The 16,633-nt window shown below is 62.9% G+C and carries 15 protein-coding genes; 13 read left to right on the top strand and 2 right to left on the bottom strand.

What is annotated here, in order from left to right:
• Positions 1–49: 49 nt before the first annotated feature.
• The 13 genes from hisN to ACF8EF_RS06830 all read left to right on the top strand — a co-directional run bounded on the left by hisN (position 50) and on the right by ACF8EF_RS06830 (position 13,881).
• Positions 50–841, top strand: a complete 792-nt coding sequence (gene hisN / locus ACF8EF_RS06890) for a histidinol-phosphatase (protein WP_176684274.1) — start codon at positions 50–52, stop codon at positions 839–841.
• 186 nt (positions 842–1,027) lie between these two features.
• Positions 1,028–1,759 (top strand): hypothetical protein, encoded by a 732-nt coding sequence (locus ACF8EF_RS06885; protein ID WP_176684273.1) that lies wholly within the window; start codon positions 1,028–1,030, stop codon positions 1,757–1,759.
• Between the two features lie 300 nt (positions 1,760–2,059).
• Positions 2,060–3,016, top strand: a complete 957-nt coding sequence (locus ACF8EF_RS06880; RefSeq protein ID WP_392461275.1) for an AraC family transcriptional regulator — start codon at positions 2,060–2,062, stop codon at positions 3,014–3,016.
• A 159-nt stretch (positions 3,017–3,175) separates the two neighbouring features.
• On the top strand, positions 3,176–4,534 hold the full coding sequence (gene benA / locus ACF8EF_RS06875; RefSeq protein ID WP_209966197.1) for a benzoate 1,2-dioxygenase large subunit: 1,359 nt from the start codon (positions 3,176–3,178) through the stop codon (positions 4,532–4,534).
• Complete coding sequence (benB, locus tag ACF8EF_RS06870) at positions 4,531–5,016, top strand: benzoate 1,2-dioxygenase small subunit (RefSeq protein WP_004374327.1); 486 nt, start codon at positions 4,531–4,533, stop codon at positions 5,014–5,016. The genes benA and benB overlap by 4 nt, the downstream gene beginning before the upstream one ends.
• A gap of 72 nt (positions 5,017–5,088) precedes the next feature.
• Positions 5,089–6,099, top strand: coding sequence for a benzoate 1,2-dioxygenase electron transfer component BenC (gene benC / locus ACF8EF_RS06865; protein ID WP_209966193.1), 1,011 nt, complete (start codon positions 5,089–5,091; stop codon positions 6,097–6,099).
• Between the two features lie 193 nt (positions 6,100–6,292).
• Positions 6,293–7,054, top strand: a complete 762-nt coding sequence (locus ACF8EF_RS06860) for a 1,6-dihydroxycyclohexa-2,4-diene-1-carboxylate dehydrogenase (RefSeq protein WP_392461276.1) — start codon at positions 6,293–6,295, stop codon at positions 7,052–7,054.
• A 57-nt stretch (positions 7,055–7,111) separates the two neighbouring features.
• Positions 7,112–8,440, top strand: a complete 1,329-nt coding sequence (locus tag ACF8EF_RS06855; protein ID WP_392461277.1) for an MFS transporter — start codon at positions 7,112–7,114, stop codon at positions 8,438–8,440.
• Positions 8,441–8,469: 29 nt separating this feature from the next.
• Positions 8,470–9,384 carry a catechol 1,2-dioxygenase gene (gene catA, locus ACF8EF_RS06850; protein WP_392461278.1) on the top strand — a complete coding sequence of 305 codons (915 nt, stop codon included), beginning with the start codon at positions 8,470–8,472 and terminating at the stop codon, positions 9,382–9,384.
• Between the two features lie 146 nt (positions 9,385–9,530).
• Entirely contained in the window at positions 9,531–10,730 is a 1,200-nt protein-coding gene (locus ACF8EF_RS06845) for a benzoate/H(+) symporter BenE family transporter (RefSeq protein WP_392461279.1), read from the top strand.
• Positions 10,731–10,784: 54 nt separating this feature from the next.
• On the top strand, positions 10,785–12,035 hold the full coding sequence (locus ACF8EF_RS06840; RefSeq protein ID WP_392461280.1) for an OprD family porin: 1,251 nt from the start codon (positions 10,785–10,787) through the stop codon (positions 12,033–12,035).
• Between the two features lie 73 nt (positions 12,036–12,108).
• Complete coding sequence (locus tag ACF8EF_RS06835; protein ID WP_392461281.1) at positions 12,109–13,185, top strand: metal-dependent hydrolase; 1,077 nt, start codon at positions 12,109–12,111, stop codon at positions 13,183–13,185.
• Between the two features lie 3 nt (positions 13,186–13,188).
• On the top strand, positions 13,189–13,881 hold the full coding sequence (locus ACF8EF_RS06830) for a TraX family protein (protein WP_392461282.1): 693 nt from the start codon (positions 13,189–13,191) through the stop codon (positions 13,879–13,881).
• 88 nt (positions 13,882–13,969) lie between these two features.
• Here the strand turns inward: ACF8EF_RS06830 and ACF8EF_RS06825 are convergent, their stop codons facing one another.
• Together ACF8EF_RS06825 and ACF8EF_RS06820 are read right to left on the bottom strand one after the other, a co-directional pair.
• Entirely contained in the window at positions 13,970–14,980 is a 1,011-nt protein-coding gene (locus ACF8EF_RS06825) for an aldo/keto reductase (protein WP_176684263.1), read from the bottom strand.
• 72 nt (positions 14,981–15,052) lie between these two features.
• Entirely contained in the window at positions 15,053–16,573 is a 1,521-nt protein-coding gene (locus ACF8EF_RS06820; protein ID WP_392461283.1) for an FAD-dependent oxidoreductase, read from the bottom strand.
• Between the last annotated feature and the right edge of the window lie 60 nt (positions 16,574–16,633).

Genomic DNA, 16,633 nt, shown 5'->3' with positions numbered 1-16,633 from the left:
GATGTGTCGGGTATGATGCGTGCCCCATCATTGTCACGAGGCCCGCCCCATGTCCCTGAGTGCTGAACAGATCGTTGAGTATCGCGCCTTTGCCGAGCAATTGGCCGATGCTGCCGCTGCAGCGATCGCGCCGTACTTCCGCGCCAGCCTGGATGTCGAGGACAAGGGCGGGCGCCTGTACGACCCGGTGACCGTGGCCGACAAGGCCGCCGAGGATGCCATGCGTGAGTTGATCCAGGCTCGGTATCCCGAACATGGCATTCTCGGTGAAGAGGCTGGCGTTGCAGTGGGCAGCAGCCCGCTGACCTGGGTGCTGGACCCGATCGACGGCACCCGGGCGTTCATTACGGGCCTGCCACTGTGGGGCACCCTGATTGCCCTGAATGACGGCACCCGCCCGGTGCTGGGCGTGATGAACCAGCCGTTCACCGGCGAACGTTTCGTGGGTACCCCGGCAGGCGCCTGGCGCAGTGGCACGCCGCTGAAGACGCGTGCCTGCACCGACCTGGCTGCCGCCACGCTGATGTGCACCACGCCGGACATGTTCGACACCGCCGAGCGCAAGGCGGCATTCGAAGCGGTCGCCGGCAAGGCGCGGTTGATGCGTTATGGCGGTGATTGCTATGCCTACTGCATGCTGGCGTCGGGTTTTGTTGACGTGATTGTCGAAGCGAGCCTTCAGCCGTATGACGTACAGGCGCTGATGCCGATCATCGAAGGGGCGGGTGGCGTCATCACGGCGTGGGATGGCAGTTCGGCGCAGGATGGCGGCTGCGTGGTGGCCTGTGGGGACCCTGCGCTGCATGCGCAGGTGGTGGAGATGTTGCGCCACGCCATGTGATCCGGGTTCGTCGCGCCTAGCCTCTTCGCGGGCGAGTCCCTTCTTGTGGGAGCGGGTTCACCCGCGAAGAGGCCGCCACAGGTTTCCATTCTCTCCAGCCACCGCACTTTTTCCCATTTTCGGGCTCTATGCTTGGCCAGGCCGCGCTGACTCCCGGCGCAGCCGCCGAATATCGACCCGGTGCCGATGGTTGCAAGCTACCCGAATTTCCTCCCCCGCCTGCTACTGACAGGTGCCCTGGCATGCCTGTGCGCCTGCACGCAGCAGCAGGGCCGTGACATGGTCAACCAGCTCGGCAACGGCAAACCCAGCGAGCTGTTCCAGACCAGCGTCGACCGCCTGGCCACGCTGTCGATGCGCGACAACCTGCAAAGCCTGTACCTGCTGATGAACAAGCTGTACCTGCGCAACCCCAGCCAGTGGAAAGTGTCTGGCTACCTTGACGCCGCCACCGCCGAGCGACAGATCCGCATCGCCATCGAACAGCGCCGGCCGCTGCCGCAACTGGGCAACCGCCGTGACCTTGCAGCCTTGAGCTACGCCCTGAGCCCCGAGTTTCGCGGGGACCGCGTCGGAGCCTTCATCTACGCCATTGGCAGCATGCTGATCACCGCGCACGGTGGGCGTACCGAGTTCTACATGACCGATACCATCGACCCGCTGTTCGTCAACAACGCCGCGCGCAATATCGAGAAGGCAACATGGATGCTCAGCCAGCGGCAAGATGCCAATGGGGTGTTGCTGCTGTTCTCGAACGAGATCTCGGAGGAGGGCACCAACCTGAGTTTTGCCGTGGAGTTCGGCAAGATCGTCGCGCGGCTGGACTTGCTGGCCGAGTTGCTGGATGAGCGTTATCGGCGCATAGGCTTGAATTACGCGCAGAGCCTGTTGCTGATGAACTTCCTGCCGGTGCAGTGAATGACGGTCGTTGCAGGAGCGCTTTGGACGGACGCCATGTGCAGGCCACGCGAGTACCTAAAGTACTGTTCGATAAACGAACACGCATGGCGCCGGACCTGTCCGCTATCCGCCCAGCCAATCCCATCGTTGCATTGCCCAACCCCCGCCTTTTTGCTGTAGTGTCCCCTATCCGCCGGCTGTCGCCTGCCCCTGCGACGCGCTGCCAGCCCGATAGAATGACCGTGATGACCGCAACCACAGCCGACAAGGCGGTAGGGCGCGGCGACCAGAACAATAACGATACCGAGTGCCTTGCCTATGGAAAGCCGCCTGCTGAGCGAGCGCAGTAGCGTGTTTCACCACGCCGACCCTTATGCTGTGTCCGATTATGTGAACCAGCATGTAGGCCAGCATTGCATCGGTCTGTCCCGCACCACCCACCCCCAGGCCAGCCTCAGCCATCGCAAGTTCGCCGAGCTCGACCTGTGCCGTATCAGCTATGGCGGCAGTGTTCGCGTGACGTCGCCCGCGCTGGAAACCATCTACCACCTGCAAGTCTTGCTCAATGGCAACTGCCTGTGGCGCGGGCACAAGCGCGAGCAGCACCTGGTGCCGGGCGAGCTGCTGCTGATCAACCCGGACGACCCGGTTGACCTCACCTATTCAGAAGACTGCGAGAAGTTCATCCTCAAGGTGCCAACCCGGCTGCTGGATTCGATCTGCGATGAACAGCGCTGGCAGCGGCCTGATGGGGGCGTGCGGTTCTTGCGCAATCATTACCGGCTGGATGAGCTGGATGGCTTCGTGAACCTGCTGGCCATGGTTTGTCATGAGGCGGAAGTCAGCGATTCGCTGCCCAGGGTGCAAGGCCATTACAGCCAGATTGTCGCCAGCAAGCTGCTGACCCTGATGAGCACCAATATCCGCCGCGAGAGCCTCAGCTCAGCGGGTGCAAGCCTGGAGCGGATCATCGACTACATCGACCGCAACCTTAAGTCCGAGCTGACAGCGGAGACGCTGGCGGAGCAGGCATGCATGAGCCTGCGCTCGTTGTATGCGTTGTTCGATCGGCACCTGCAGACCACACCCAAGCAGTACGTGCGACAACGCAAGCTGGAACAGGTGCGTGCCTGCCTGGGCGATGTCAGTTGCTCGGTACGCAGCGTGACCGAACTGGCCATGGATTATGGCTTTCTGCACCTCGGGCGTTTTTCCGAGGTGTATCGGCAGCAGTTTGGCGAATTGCCGTCCGAAACCTTGCGCAACCGGCGATGAACCGTACTGGTCTCTCGCGGGTACGCCCGCGAAGAGACGCTTGAACCTGTTACCTCAACCTGCACAAAACGGATAGCACCCCGCACAAACCGGATATTGCGACCCAATCCCAGCCTCTAACCTGACCAGGTCTAAACAATAACAAGGGAGACCCTGGCCATGTCCCTGGGATTCGACTACCTCGATGCCATGCTCGAGGACGACCGTGAAAAGGGCATCTACCGCTGCAAGCGGGAGATGTTCACCGACCCACGCCTGTTCGACCTGGAGATGAAGCACATCTTCGAGGGCAACTGGATCTACCTGGCCCACGAAAGCCAGATCCCCGAGAAGAATGACTTCCTCACCCTGACCATGGGGCGCCAGCCGATTTTCATCGCGCGCAACAAGGACGGTGAGCTCAATGCCTTCCTCAACGCCTGCAGCCACCGCGGTGCCATGCTGTGCCGGCACAAGCGCGGCAACCGTTCCAGCTATACCTGCCCGTTCCACGGCTGGACGTTCAACAACAGCGGCAAACTGCTGAAGGTGAAAGACCCCAGCAACGCCGGCTACCCCGACAGCTTCAACTGCGACGGCTCCCACGACCTGACCAAGGTGGCACGCTTCGAGTCGTACCGGGGCTTCTTGTTCGGCAGCCTGAACGCCGATGTGAAGCCGCTGGTCGAGCACTTGGGCGAGTCGGCGAAGATCATCGACATGATCGTCGATCAGTCGCCTGAAGGCCTGGAAGTGCTGCGCGGTGCCAGCTCGTACATCTACGAAGGCAACTGGAAACTCACCGCCGAAAACGGTGCTGACGGCTACCACGTAAGCTCCGTGCACTGGAACTACGCTGCCACCCAGAACCAGCGCAAGCAGCGCGAGGCGGGTGACGAGATCAAGACCATGAGCGCTGGTGCCTGGGCCAAACAGGGCGGCGGTTTCTATTCCTTCGACCACGGCCACCTGCTGCTGTGGACACGCTGGGCCAACCCCGAAGACCGCCCGGCCTACGAGCGCCGCGAGCAGCTGGCGGCCGATTTCGGCCAGGCGCGCGCCGACTGGATGATCGAAAATTCGCGCAACCTGTGCCTGTACCCCAACGTGTACCTGATGGACCAGTTCAGCTCGCAGATCCGCGTCGCCCGGCCGATTTCGGTGAACAAGACCGAAATCACCATCTACTGCATCGCGCCGAAAGGCGAGAGCGCCGATGCCCGTGCCAAGCGTATTCGCCAGTACGAAGACTTCTTCAACGTCAGCGGCATGGCCACCCCGGACGACCTGGAAGAATTCCGCTCGTGCCAGACCGGCTATGGTGGTGGCACCGGCTGGAACGACATGTCTCGCGGCGCCAAACACTGGGTCGAAGGCGCCGATGAGGCGGCCAGGGAGATTGAACTCGAACCCCTGCTGTCTGGCGTGCGTACCGAAGACGAAGGCCTGTTCGTGCTGCAGCACAAGTACTGGCAAGACACCATGATTCAGGCCCTCAAGGACGAACAGCAGCTGATCCCCGTGGAGGCCGTGCAATGAGCCTGTATGAAACCGTGCGCGACTTTCTCTACCGCGAAGCGCGCTATCTGGACGATGCCCAGTGGGACCAGTGGCTGGAACTGTACGCCAGCGATGCCAGCTTCTGGATGCCGAGCTGGGACGATGACGATACCCTCACCGAAGACCCACAAAGCGAAATCTCGCTGATCTGGTACGGCAACCGTGGCGGCCTGGAAGACCGCGTGTTCCGCATCAAGACCGAGCGCTCCAGTGCGACCGTGCCCGACACCCGCACTTCGCACAACATCAGCAACATCGAGATCGTCGAGCAGGGCGAGGGCAGCTGCCAGGTGCGCTTCAACTGGCACACCCTGAGCTTCCGCTACAAGACCACAGACAGTTACTTCGGCACCAGCTTCTACACCCTCGACCTGCGTGGCGAGCAGCCACTGATCAAGGCCAAGAAGGTGGTGCTGAAGAACGACTACGTCCGCCAGGTCATCGACATCTACCACATCTGATACTGGGTTTTGCGAGCATTGCCCGGTGCGTCTTGTGACGCGCCGTGGCCTGGCTCGCCCGCGAGGTGCAACATGAGCTACCAGATCGCACTGAATTTCGAAGACGGGGTTACCCGTTTCATTGAAGCCACCGGTCAGGAAACCGTGGCCGACGCCGCTTACCGCCAGGGTATGAACATCCCTCTGGACTGCCGCGACGGTGCTTGCGGTACCTGCAAGTGCAAGGCTGAGTCCGGTCGTTATGACCTTGGCGACAACTTCATCGAAGACGCCTTGAGCGAAGATGAAATCGCCGAAGGCTACGTGCTGACGTGCCAGATGCGCGCCGAAAGCGACTGCGTCATCCGCATCCCGGCTTCGTCGCAGCTGTGCAAGACCGAGCAGGCCACTTTCGAGGCCGCCATCAGCGATGTGCGCCAACTCTCGGTCAGCACCATTGCCCTGTCGATCAAGGGTGAGGCCCTGAGCCGTCTGGCCTTCCTGCCGGGGCAGTACGTCAACCTCAAGGTGCCAGGCAGCGAGCAGAGCCGGGCCTACTCGTTCAGCTCGCTGCAGAAGGACGGTGAAGTCAGCTTCCTGATCCGCAACGTACCGGGTGGGCTGATGAGCAGCTTCCTGACCAACCTTGCCAAAGCCGGCGACAGCCTGAGCCTGGCCGGGCCGTTGGGCAGCTTCTACCTGCGGCCGATCCAGCGCCCGCTGTTGCTGCTCGCGGGTGGTACCGGGCTGGCACCGTTCACCGCGATGCTGGAGAAGATCGCCGAGCAAGGCAGTGAACACCCGCTGCACCTGATCTATGGCGTGACCAACGACTTCGACCTGGTCGAACTCGATCGCCTGCAAGCGCTGGCGGCACGTATCCCCAACTTCACCTACAGCGCCTGCGTCGCCAACCCGGACAGCCAGTACCCGCAGAAGGGCTATGTCACCCAGCACATCGAGCCACGCCACCTCAATGACGGCAATGTGGACGTATACCTGTGCGGGCCGCCACCCATGGTGGAAGCGGTCAGCCAGTACGTGCGCGAACAAGGCATTACCCCGGCCAACTTCTACTACGAGAAGTTTGCGGCTGCGGCCTGACAGCCCCTCTGATTCAAAGCAATACGCCGACCCTGTGGGAGCGGGCGAGCCCGCGAAGCAGGTTGCGCGGTGGATGGCACGGGCTTCGCCCGTGTTCGCGGGCAAGCCCGCTCCCACAGTGATCGCGCAGCCTTTCAGGCTTTGAGCAAGACAGTTGCAGCCACAGGGTCTCTCGCGAACTGGAGATTTGCATATGAACAACAGATTCCAAGGCAAGGTCGCCCTGGTCACCGGCGCTGCACAAGGCATCGGCCGTGGCGTGTGCTGGCGGCTGAAGGCCGAAGGTGCGCAAGTGGTGGCCGTAGACCGTTCCGAACTGGTCCACGAGCTGGCGGGTGAAGGCATGCTTACCCTCACCGCCGACCTGGAGCAACACACCGACTGCGCCCGGGTCATGGCCAGCGCGGTGGAAGCCTTTGGGCGCCTCGACATTCTGGTCAACAACGTAGGTGGGACCATTTGGGCCAAGCCCTTCGAGCACTACGATGTCGAGCAGATCGAGGCCGAAGTACGCCGTTCGCTGTTCCCGACACTGTGGTGCTGCCATGCCGCGCTGCCCTACATGCTTGAACGTGGCAGCGGCGTCATCGTCAACGTTTCTTCCATCGCCACCCGTGGCGTCAACCGTGTGCCCTATGGCGCGGCCAAAGGCGGCGTCAATGCGCTCACCGCCTGCCTGGCCTTCGAAACGGCTGGCCGTGGGATCCGTGTCAACGCCACCGCGCCCGGCGGCACCGAAGCGCCGCCCCGGCGCGTACCCCGCAACAGTGCAGAGCAAACCGAGCAGGAAAAGCACTGGTACCAGCAGATCGTCGACCAGACCCTCGACAGCAGCCTGATGCACCGCTACGGCAGCATCGACGAGCAGGTGGGGGCCATTCTGTTCCTCGCGTCCGACGAAGCCTCGTACATCACCGGCGTGACCCTCCCGGTAGGGGGCGGCGATCTCGGCTGAACTGCAACTTCAAGGCAAAAGCTTTCCTTCACAACAAAAACAAGAGCGACAGATGCCATGCGAACCCTTGACGTACACCCGATCATCGACAATGCGCGCTTTTCCCCGTTTCACTGGATGGTCATGGCCTGGTGCGGCCTGCTGCTGATTTTCGACGGCTATGACCTGTTCATCTACGGTGTGGTACTGCCGGTCATCATGAAAGAGTGGGGCCTGACCCCGTTGCAGGCCGGTGCACTGGGCAGCTATGCGCTGTTCGGCATGATGTTCGGCGCCCTGGCCTTCGGCAGCCTGGCCGACCGCATCGGGCGCAAGAAGGGCATTGCCATCTGTTTCGCCTTGTTTTCGGGGGCGACCATCCTCAATGGCTTTGCCAGCAGCCCGAGCGAGTTTGGCATCTACCGCTTCATCGCCGGCCTGGGCTGTGGCGGCCTGATGCCCAACGCCGTGGCACTGATGAACGAATACGCGCCCAAGCGCCTGCGCAGCACGCTGGTGGCGATCATGTTCAGTGGCTATTCGCTGGGCGGCATGCTGTCGGCAGGTGTCGGCATCTTCATGCTGCCGCGTTTTGGCTGGGAGTCGATGTTCTTCGCCGCAGCGGTGCCACTGCTGCTGTTACCGGTGATTCTCTACTACCTGCCTGAATCCATCGGCTTCCTGGTGCGCCAAGGCCGTGTCGAGGAAGCACGCACGCTGCTCAAACGGCTGGACCCGGACTGCGATGTCCAGGCCGATGACATGCTTCAGGCAACCGACCGCAAAGGCAGCGGCGCTTCGGTGCTGGAACTGTTCCGCAATGGCCTGGCGATTCGCACCCTGGCGCTCTGGGTTGCGTTCTTCTGCTGCCTGCTGATGGTCTACGCACTGAGTTCCTGGCTGCCAAAACTGATGGCCAACGCCGGCTACAGCCTGGGCTCAAGCCTGTCGTTCCTGCTGGCACTGAACTTTGGCGGCATGGCCGGGGCGATCCTCGGCGGCTGGCTGGGTGACCGCTACAACCTGGTCAAGGTGAAGGTGGCGTTCTTCATTGCCGCCGCACTGTCGATCAGCCTGCTGGGGTTGAACAGCCCGATGCCGGTGCTGTACCTGCTGATCTTCATCGCCGGCGCCACCACCATTGGTACGCAGATTCTGCTGTATGCCGGCGCTGCCCAGATGTACGGCCTGTCGGTGCGCTCTACCGGCCTGGGCTGGGCCTCGGGCGTCGGCCGTAATGGCGCCATCGTCGGCCCGCTGCTGGGTGGTGCGCTGATGGGCATCAACCTGCCACTGCAACTCAATTTCATCGCCTTTGCCATCCCTGGCGCCATCGCTGCGCTGGCCATGGCCGTGCACCTGGCCAGTGGTCGGCGCCACGCCCAGGCCCTGGCGGCGCAGGCCTGAACCGAACAGAACAAGACGAGGTAACCCCCATGACCGTGAACATTTCCCATACTGCCGAGGTACAGCAGTTCTTCGAGCAGGCCGCAGGTTTTGGTAATGCGGCCGGCAACCCCCGCCTCAAACGCATCGTGCAGCGCCTGCTACAGGATACCGCGCGACTGATCGAAGACCTGGACATCAGCGAAGACGAGTTCTGGCACGCCGTCGATTACCTCAACCGCCTGGGCGGTCGCGGCGAAGCCGGGCTGCTGGTGGCGGGGCTGGGCATCGAGCACTTCCTCGACCTGCTGCAGGATGCCAAGGACCAGGCGGCAGGACGCGTTGGCGGTACCCCACGCACCATCGAAGGCCCGTTGTACGTGGCTGGCGCACCGATTGCCCAAGGTGAAGTGCGCATGGACGACGGCAGCGAGGAGGGCGTCGCCACGGTGATGTTCCTGGAAGGCCAGGTGCTGGACCCGCACGGACACCCGCTGCCGGGTGCCACGGTCGACCTGTGGCATGCCAATACCCGTGGTACCTATTCGTTCTTCGACCAAAGCCAGTCGGCGTACAACCTGCGTCGGCGCATCGTTACCGATGCCCAGGGGCGGTACCGCGCGCGCTCCATCGTGCCATCGGGCTATGGCTGCGACCCGCAGGGGCCAACCCAGGAATGCCTGGACCTGCTGGGCCGTCATGGCCAGCGCCCGGCGCACGTGCACTTCTTCATCTCGGCGCCAGGGTACCGGCACCTGACCACGCAGATAAACCTGTCGGGGGACAAGTACCTTTGGGATGACTTTGCCTATGCCACACGGGATGGGCTGGTCGGGGAGGTGGTGTTCGTCGAAGGGCCGGATGGTCGGCATGCCGAGTTGAAGTTCGACTTCCAGTTGCAGCAGGCCCAGGGCGGTACCGATGAGCAGCGCAGCGGGCGGCCGCGGGCTTTGCAGGAGGCCTGATCCACCGCGTGGGCTGTTTCGCGGGCATGCCCGCTCCCACAGGTGAAGCCTGTGCAGTCGTTGTTGGAGCGGGCATGCCCGCGAAGCAGACAACCCCCAAACAAGAGCCCGCCACAAAGGCCGGCCGCTGCCTTGCGAGACGCTTCATGAAAACGCTGATCAAGGACTGTTCTGTGTCGGCCATTGTCGCCGGCTGCATTGCCACGACGATCTCCTACGCCGGCCCGTTGGTGATCATTTTCCACGCCGCCGAAGCGGCCGGCCTGTCGCACCAGCAGTTGTCGTCCTGGGTCTGGGCCGTGTCCATGGGCAGTGCGGTGCTCGGTGCGCTGCTCAGCCTGCGCTACCGCGTGCCGGTAGTGATCGCCTGGTCGATCCCGGGGTCGGCCCTGTTGGTCACCGCCTTGCCGCAACTGGGCCTGGAACAGGCTGTGGGTGCCTACCTGGTGGCCAACCTGGTCCTGCTGCTGATCGGCATCAGCGGGGCCTTCGACCGCATCATCGCGCGCCTGCCGGGCTCTATCGCTGCCGGTATGCAGGCCGGGATCCTGTTCAGCTTTGGCAGCGAAGTGTTCCGCGCCTTGCCGGTGCAACCGCTGCTGGTACTGGCGATGTTCGTCACCTACGTGCTGATGCGCCGGGTGCAGCCGCGCTATGCAGTGGCTGCGGTGCTGGGCGTGGGCATGCTGGTGACCGTGGCCAGCGGTACGTTGCGCAGCGAGGCACTGGTGCTGGAACTGGCCTCACCCCAGTGGATCACCCCCCAGTTCAGCCTGCCGGCAGTGTTCAGCCTGGCGTTGCCGATGGTGCTGGTGGCGCTGACCGGGCAGTTCATGCCGGGTATGGCAGTACTGCGCAACGCTGGCTACGTCACGCCGGCCAGCCCGCTGATCAGCGCCAGTGCCCTGGCTGGGGCGCTACTGGCGCCGTTCGGTTGCCACGGGCTGAACCTGGCGGCGGTTACCGCCAGCCTGTGCACCGGCCAGGAAGCCCATGAAAACCCGCAACGGCGTTATGTGGCAGCGGTGGCTGGCAGTGTGTTGTACCTGCTACTGGGCATTGCCGGGGCCACCTTGATGTCGCTGTTCGCCGCCTTTCCCGCCGTACTGATCGCTGCCCTGGCCGGTTTGGCCCTGTATGGCGCCATCAGCGAAGCCTTGGTCCGCAGCCTGGCAGAGCCGGCCGAGCGCGATGCCGGGCTGTTCACCTTCCTGGTCACCGCTTCGGGGGTGGCTTTCCTGGGCCTGTCGGCAGCGTTCTGGGGGCTGCTGTTCGGCCTGCTGGCCCACGCGCTGCTGAGGCTGCGCCAACCAAGTGCCCGGGAGGTGCTGCGCCGTACACCATGAACTGTCGTGTTTCCAACGCTTTACCCATAAAAACAAGATCAAGAGAGCTTCGAAATGAACCACACCCCTTGCGTTGCCCTGGGCCTGACATTGCTCAGCCAGCCACTGCTGGCTGCCGAAGGCGGCTTCTTCGAGGATTCGAAGGCCAGCCTGAGTGCCCGTAACTACTACTTCAGCCGCGATTTTTCCGACATTGTGGGGGCCAACAAACAGTCCAAGGCCGAGGAGTGGGCCCAGGGTTTCATCCTCGACTTCAAAAGTGGCTACACCCCGGGCCCGGTCGGCTTTGGCGTAGACGCCCTGGGCTTGCTGGGGATCAAGCTGGACAGCAGTCCAGACCGCGCCAATACCGGCCTGTTGCCGGTGCATGGCGACGGCCGTGCTGCCGATGAGTACAGCCGCCTGGCGCCGACCTTCAAGGCCCGGATATCAAAAACCGAACTGCGTGCAGGTGAACTGCAACCGAACCTGCCGGTGCTGACCTTCAGTGATATTCGCCTGTTGCCACCCACCTATCAGGGCGTGAGTTTGAGTTCGTCGGAAATCGACGGGCTGACCGTGCAGGCCGGGCACTTGAAAAGCACCCATCTGCGCAACGAAGGCGGCGACGGCAAGATGAACGCGATGCTCGGCCATGTGCCGATGCGGCAGGCCGAAAGCGGCGCGTTCAACTATGTGGGTGGGGACTATGCGTTCAATGCCAACCAGAGCAGCCTCAGCCTTTGGTACGGCCAGCTGGAGGACATCTACCAACAGGGCTTTGTTGGCCTGAAACACAGCAAACCGGTCGGGGACTGGGTACTCAGCGCCAACCTGGGTTATTTCACCGCGCGCGAGGAAGGCGATGCGCTGCTGGGCAACATCGACAACCAGGCGTTCTTCTCGCTGTTCACTGCCCGGCATGGCGGGCACAGCTTCCATGCCGGCTACCAGGGCATTTATGGCGATAGCCCGTTCCCACGGGTATTCGCCAACATCTCGCCGCTGGGCAACGAAGTGCCGACCTATGAGTTTGCCTACACCGACGAACGCTCGTACCAGGTGCGTTACGACTACAACTTCGCCGCCATGGGCGTGCCGGGCCTGACAGCGACCGTGCGCTACATAACCGGTAACAATGTCGATACCGGGCTGGGTTACGAAGGGCGTGATCGCGAGCGTGATCTGGATATCGGCTATGCGGTGCAGAGCGGGGCACTGAAAGGCTTGGGGATACGGGTGAGAAACGCCATGGCGCGCTCCAACTACCGCAGTGATATCGACGAGAACCGCCTGACGCTGGTGTACACCTGGCAGCTGTTCTAAGCCATCCAGGAGAATTGCGCACCGGGGGTGTATGAGGGTAGCTTGCGGAAACGACTCTTTCAGGAATCCCCCCTTGGACTCCATCACCCAAGCCGTACTCGGCGCGGCGCTGCAAGGGACCGTGCTCGGGCGCATCCAGGGCCGCCGCTCGCTGCTGTATGGTGCAGCACTGGGCACGTTGCCGGACCTGGATGTGATCATTCGCTACGCCGACCCGGTGTCGCAGATGACCTACCACCGTGGTTTTTCCCACTCGCTGTTCGTGCTAACGGGGCTGGCCTTGCTGCTGGCCTGGCTGGTCAACAAATGCTGGCCTGGCAAGGGCTATACCTTGCCACGGCTGTTCCTCGCATTCTGGCTGGTACTGGTTACCCACCCGCTGCTGGACGCCTTTACGGTCTACGGCACGCAGCTGTTCTGGCCACTGCAAGGCACCCCGCAAAGCTGGGCGGCGGTGTTCATCATCGACCCGGTCTATACCGTGCCACTGCTGCTGGCGGTCATCTACGGCATCGCCAAGGGCGTGACTGCCAGGGCTAAACGCCTATTGACCCTGGCGCTGGTATTCAGTACCGCTTACCTGGGGTTTGGCCTTGCCGGGCGCATGGCGGCCGAGCAGCGCTTCGAGGCGGCGCTGCACCAGCGCGGTATCGCTACCAACGAGGTCCGCGCCGTGCCGATCGCGTTCAACAGCCTGGTCTGGCGGGTGCTGGCCAAGACTGCGGAAGGGGATTACTACGAAGGCATCAGCAGTGCATTCGACCGGCAAGCGCCCGAGATGCAACGCTTGTCACGTAACCTGCAGCTTGCCCAAGCGCTGAGCGATGATCCCCTGCACCAGCGGTTGCGCTGGTTCACCGATGACTGGCTGCGATACGACCAGATCGGTGATGCGCTGGTGGTCACCGACCTGCGTATGGGTATTCCAGGCAACTACACCTTCCGTTTCAACATGGCCCACCGTGACAACCAGGGGCGCTGGATTGTCGATGTGCCTTCGATGTTCCAGGGCGCTGGCCCAGGTTCGATGTTCAGTGGTGCAGACCTGGCGTTGATCTGGCGGCGCATTATCGAACAGCAACCACCCTTGCCTCTGGCAGTGTGGACCGAACGCTACCTGGGCGTCAGCCCCGTAGAGCGCGAGCACTAGCGCTTGCGCTCGGCCGGGCTGGATCTGGTCAAATGGACGGCGATGTTGACCATGGTCGTCGATCACTTGCGTTTTCTGTGGCCCGAGGCCGATAGCCTGTTCGTGTTGGGGCGGCTGGCGTTTCCGCTGTTCTGCCTGGCGATTGCAGTGAATGTGGAACGAGCCCGTGCGGGGGCGTTGTATACCCGTGGCAACCTGCGCTACCTGGCGCTGATGCTGATGTTCGCGGTGCTGTCCGAGCCTGCGTATCGTTGGCTGGACAGTGGCTCGCAGACATTCAGCGTGATGCCGACCTTGTTATTGGGGTTGGTGGTTGCCTGGGGTGTGCATCACCCCTTGATATCGGCACGCGTGCTCGGCATCGCCGGCCTGCTGGCGGGTTGGTTGTTGCGTGAGCAGCTGATGTATGGGTTGCCGGGGGTGTTGCTGCCGGGCGCCTGGTTGATGGCGCGCAGGCAAGGTGGGGTTGCCGGGTTGTTGCCTTGCCTGTTGGCTGCGGGCGGCAATCTGACCAATAGCTGGTTGCGCGAGCACCTGTTGGCGCCGTTCACGGTGCTGACACTGACTGCTGCAATTCTGGCGATTCCGCTCGGGGTGCTGTTGTTACGGCATGATGAATGGCGGGTGCCCGTAGTGGGGCGCTGGGGTTACCTGTTCTATCCGCTGCATTTGCTGGTCATCAAGGTCCTGTCATGAGCCAGGCATCGGGCCGCGGTGATCAAGGGGGGCGGGAGCCCGGCGTCGGGCCCCCATTGCCCGCGAAGAGGCCAGTACAGCAAGACGCTCAGCTGCGTGCCAACCGCCCACTCACATAATGCGCGACATCATTGAACCCTGGGGTCGACGCATGCCCCGGCGTCACCAGTGAGTCAATGAACGCCTCGTCCTCTGCGGTGATCTTCACCGCCAGCGCACCGCCATAGGTCTCCCACTGTTCCTCGGTGCGAGGCCCTACGATAGCGGAACTCACCAGCTGGTTGTTCAATACCCAGGCAATGGCAAACTCGACGATCCCCACACCTTTGGCCTCGACATAGGCCTGGATCTGCCGGGCAATCGCCAGCGATTCCTGGCGCCACTCCACCTCCATGATGCGCTTGTCCTGGCGCCCGGCACGGCTGCCAGCGTCCGGCACCGCCCCGGGCGCGTACTTGCCACTGAGCACGCCTCGCGCCAGCGGGCTGAACGGCACCACGCCCAGACCGTGCGCGGCCGCAGCAGTGAGTTGCTCTGGCTCGGCCTGGCGGTTGACGATGTTGTACAGTGGCTGGCTGACTACCGGCTTGGGTACGCCAAGGCGCTCGGCAATATGACAGACCTCGGCAATGCGCCAGCCACGGAAATTGGACACCCCCCAGTAGCGGATCTTGCCTTGGCGCAACAAGTCGCCAATGGCCTGCACGGTCTCTTCCAGCGGTACCTTGTGGTCTTCGCGGTGCAGGTAGTAGATGTCCAGGTAGTCCATGCCCATGCGGGTCAGCGTGGCATCCACGGCATTGAAGATGTGCTTGCGCGACAACCCGCTGCGGTTGGGCAGGCCGTCGGCCGGGCCGAAGCCGACCTTGCTGGCGACCACCCAGTCATGGCGATGGCGCGCCACGGCTTCACCGACGATTTCTTCCGAGCGCCCGGCGTTGTACACGTCGGCGGTGTCGATGAAGTTGATGCCTTGGTCCCAGGCCTTGTCGATGATGCGCAGGGCATCATCGGTACTGGTCTGCTCGCCGAACATCATGCTGCCCAGGGTAAGGGCGGAAACCTGCAGGCCACTGTGGCCGAGGGGGCGGTAGATCATGCGCGTGGGTCCTTGTGCAGTCGGCTGACCTGCCTGTTTTACACACAACCGGGAAGCATTGAAAGGCACCGCTCAGCCAATGAGCGCCAAAGCCTCCTGCAGGCTTAACGGGCGCTTCAGGCGTTGCGACAGTGTCGCCATGGCATCGGAATAACCTTTGGCGATAACGGCCTCGACGCGCTCATCCACACACTGCAGGGCAACGAAATCGCCTTTTTCCGGCTCCCCGACGAATTCGATCCGGTTCCAGTCCCTGGCATGACCCAGCACTTCATAGGTACGGCCGTGCTGGTAGGTCCAGAAGAAGGGTACATCGGCATAACGGCGCTGTTCGCCAAGCATGTTCGCGGCGGCGATAACCCCGTGTTGCTGGGCCAGGCGCCAGTGTTCGATGCGCACCGGGCGCCCCGTGAGCGGGAACGTGGCAATGTCACCTGCGGCCCACAAACCGTCAGCTGCGCGCATTTCTGCGTCGACCCTCACCGATTTGTCTTCGCCAAGCGGCACACCTTGAAGGAACGCGGTGGCGGGTTTTACCCCGGTGCCGAGCAGGACCAAGGGGGTCTGCAGCCGTTCACCATTGGCCAGTTTCACCGCTTCGGCCTTGTCCTGGCCTTCGATCCGCTCGACCTCGGTAGGGCCGTGGAAGGTGATCCCTTTTCGTTCATGCAGCGCGCGAATGCAGCGCCCGATCCGCTCACCCAACTGTCGGGCCAGAGGGACTTCGTGGCGTGTGACCACGTGCACCTGCAAGCCATATTTGCGCAATGCCGAGGCTGCCTCCAGGCCGATGAAGCCGTCACCGACGATGACCACCGGCTGGCCAGGCTCGGCTGCATCGAGCAACTGTGCAGCATCTTCCAGTGAGCGGAGGGTGAACACCCCGGGCAAGTCGGCACCGGGAATGTCTGGGCGCAGTGCTTTACCGCCGGTTGCCAGCAGGCAGGCGTGGTAATCGATCTGCTGACCATCGGCGAGGGTGACCTGGCGCTTCTGGCTGTTCAGGGTGCGCACCTTGCCGCACTTGCGTTCCAGCTGGCCCTTGCGCAGGGCGTCGGCTTCGAGCAGCGGGGGGACCTCATCGGGCGGCATCTGCCCGGCAATCACGAATTTGCTCAGTGCTGTGCGGTCGTAGGCCGGCTGGCGTTCCTGATCGATCCATACCAACCGGCCAGCGAAGCCATGAGCCAACAGGGTGGCGACGGCGGCGCTGCCGGCGGCACCGGCGCCGACTACCACGAAACAGCGGGCATCGCTGTGCCTGGGCGGTTCGGTTACCGGCAGGGGCTGGTCATCGACCCAGATTTCATCGCCCTTGATCCATGCCTTGTAGCGGCGCAGGTCGGCCAGCGCAGGTGGCTCACAGACCACCCCGTCGTCAACCGCGAAGGCAGCTTTGTGCCAAGGACAGACCAGCAGGCCACTGCAAACCACGCCTTCATCAAGGGGGGCGCCTGCGTGGGGGCAGTTGCCCTGGTAGGCATGTACCTGATCGCCTTGGCGGATGAGGATGAGTTCTTCGTTGCCGGCCTGCACGCGCAGGGGGCGGTGTTCGTCGAGCTGAGCCAAGCGTGCCACGGCGTATTGGGTCATCGAGGTTTCTCCAAAGGGGCCTTTGGAACCATTTGACGCCTGGGGCGCGGAGGGGATGCG

The organism is Pseudomonas sp. zjy_15 (assembly GCF_043101865.1).
Classification (GTDB): domain Bacteria; phylum Pseudomonadota; class Gammaproteobacteria; order Pseudomonadales; family Pseudomonadaceae; genus Aquipseudomonas; species Aquipseudomonas putida_Y.
Note: the sequence above shows the minus strand (reverse complement) of the source record. Positions and strands in the feature narration are given on the sequence as shown.

Bases quoted from the DNA above. Each gene is read 5' to 3' on its own strand.
- ACF8EF_RS06855 (WP_392461277.1), top strand. From the start codon at position 7,112: ATGCGAACCCTTGACGTACACCCGATCATCGACAATGCGCGCTTTTCC.
- ACF8EF_RS06840 (WP_392461280.1), top strand. From the start codon at position 10,785: ATGAACCACACCCCTTGCGTTGCCCTGGGCCTGACATTGCTCAGCCAG.
- catA (WP_392461278.1), top strand. From the start codon at position 8,470: ATGACCGTGAACATTTCCCATACTGCCGAGGTACAGCAGTTCTTCGAG.
- hisN (WP_176684274.1), top strand. From the start codon at position 50: ATGTCCCTGAGTGCTGAACAGATCGTTGAGTATCGCGCCTTTGCCGAG.
- benB (WP_004374327.1), top strand. From the start codon at position 4,531: ATGAGCCTGTATGAAACCGTGCGCGACTTTCTCTACCGCGAAGCGCGC.
- ACF8EF_RS06825 (WP_176684263.1), bottom strand. From the start codon at position 14,980: ATGATCTACCGCCCCCTCGGCCACAGTGGCCTGCAGGTTTCCGCCCTT.
- ACF8EF_RS06880 (WP_392461275.1), top strand. From the start codon at position 2,060: ATGGAAAGCCGCCTGCTGAGCGAGCGCAGTAGCGTGTTTCACCACGCC.
- benA (WP_209966197.1), top strand. From the start codon at position 3,176: ATGTCCCTGGGATTCGACTACCTCGATGCCATGCTCGAGGACGACCGT.
- ACF8EF_RS06845 (WP_392461279.1), top strand. From the start codon at position 9,531: ATGAAAACGCTGATCAAGGACTGTTCTGTGTCGGCCATTGTCGCCGGC.
- benC (WP_209966193.1), top strand. From the start codon at position 5,089: ATGAGCTACCAGATCGCACTGAATTTCGAAGACGGGGTTACCCGTTTC.
- ACF8EF_RS06885 (WP_176684273.1), top strand. From the start codon at position 1,028: ATGGTTGCAAGCTACCCGAATTTCCTCCCCCGCCTGCTACTGACAGGT.
- ACF8EF_RS06860 (WP_392461276.1), top strand. From the start codon at position 6,293: ATGAACAACAGATTCCAAGGCAAGGTCGCCCTGGTCACCGGCGCTGCA.
- ACF8EF_RS06820 (WP_392461283.1), bottom strand. From the start codon at position 16,573: ATGACCCAATACGCCGTGGCACGCTTGGCTCAGCTCGACGAACACCGC.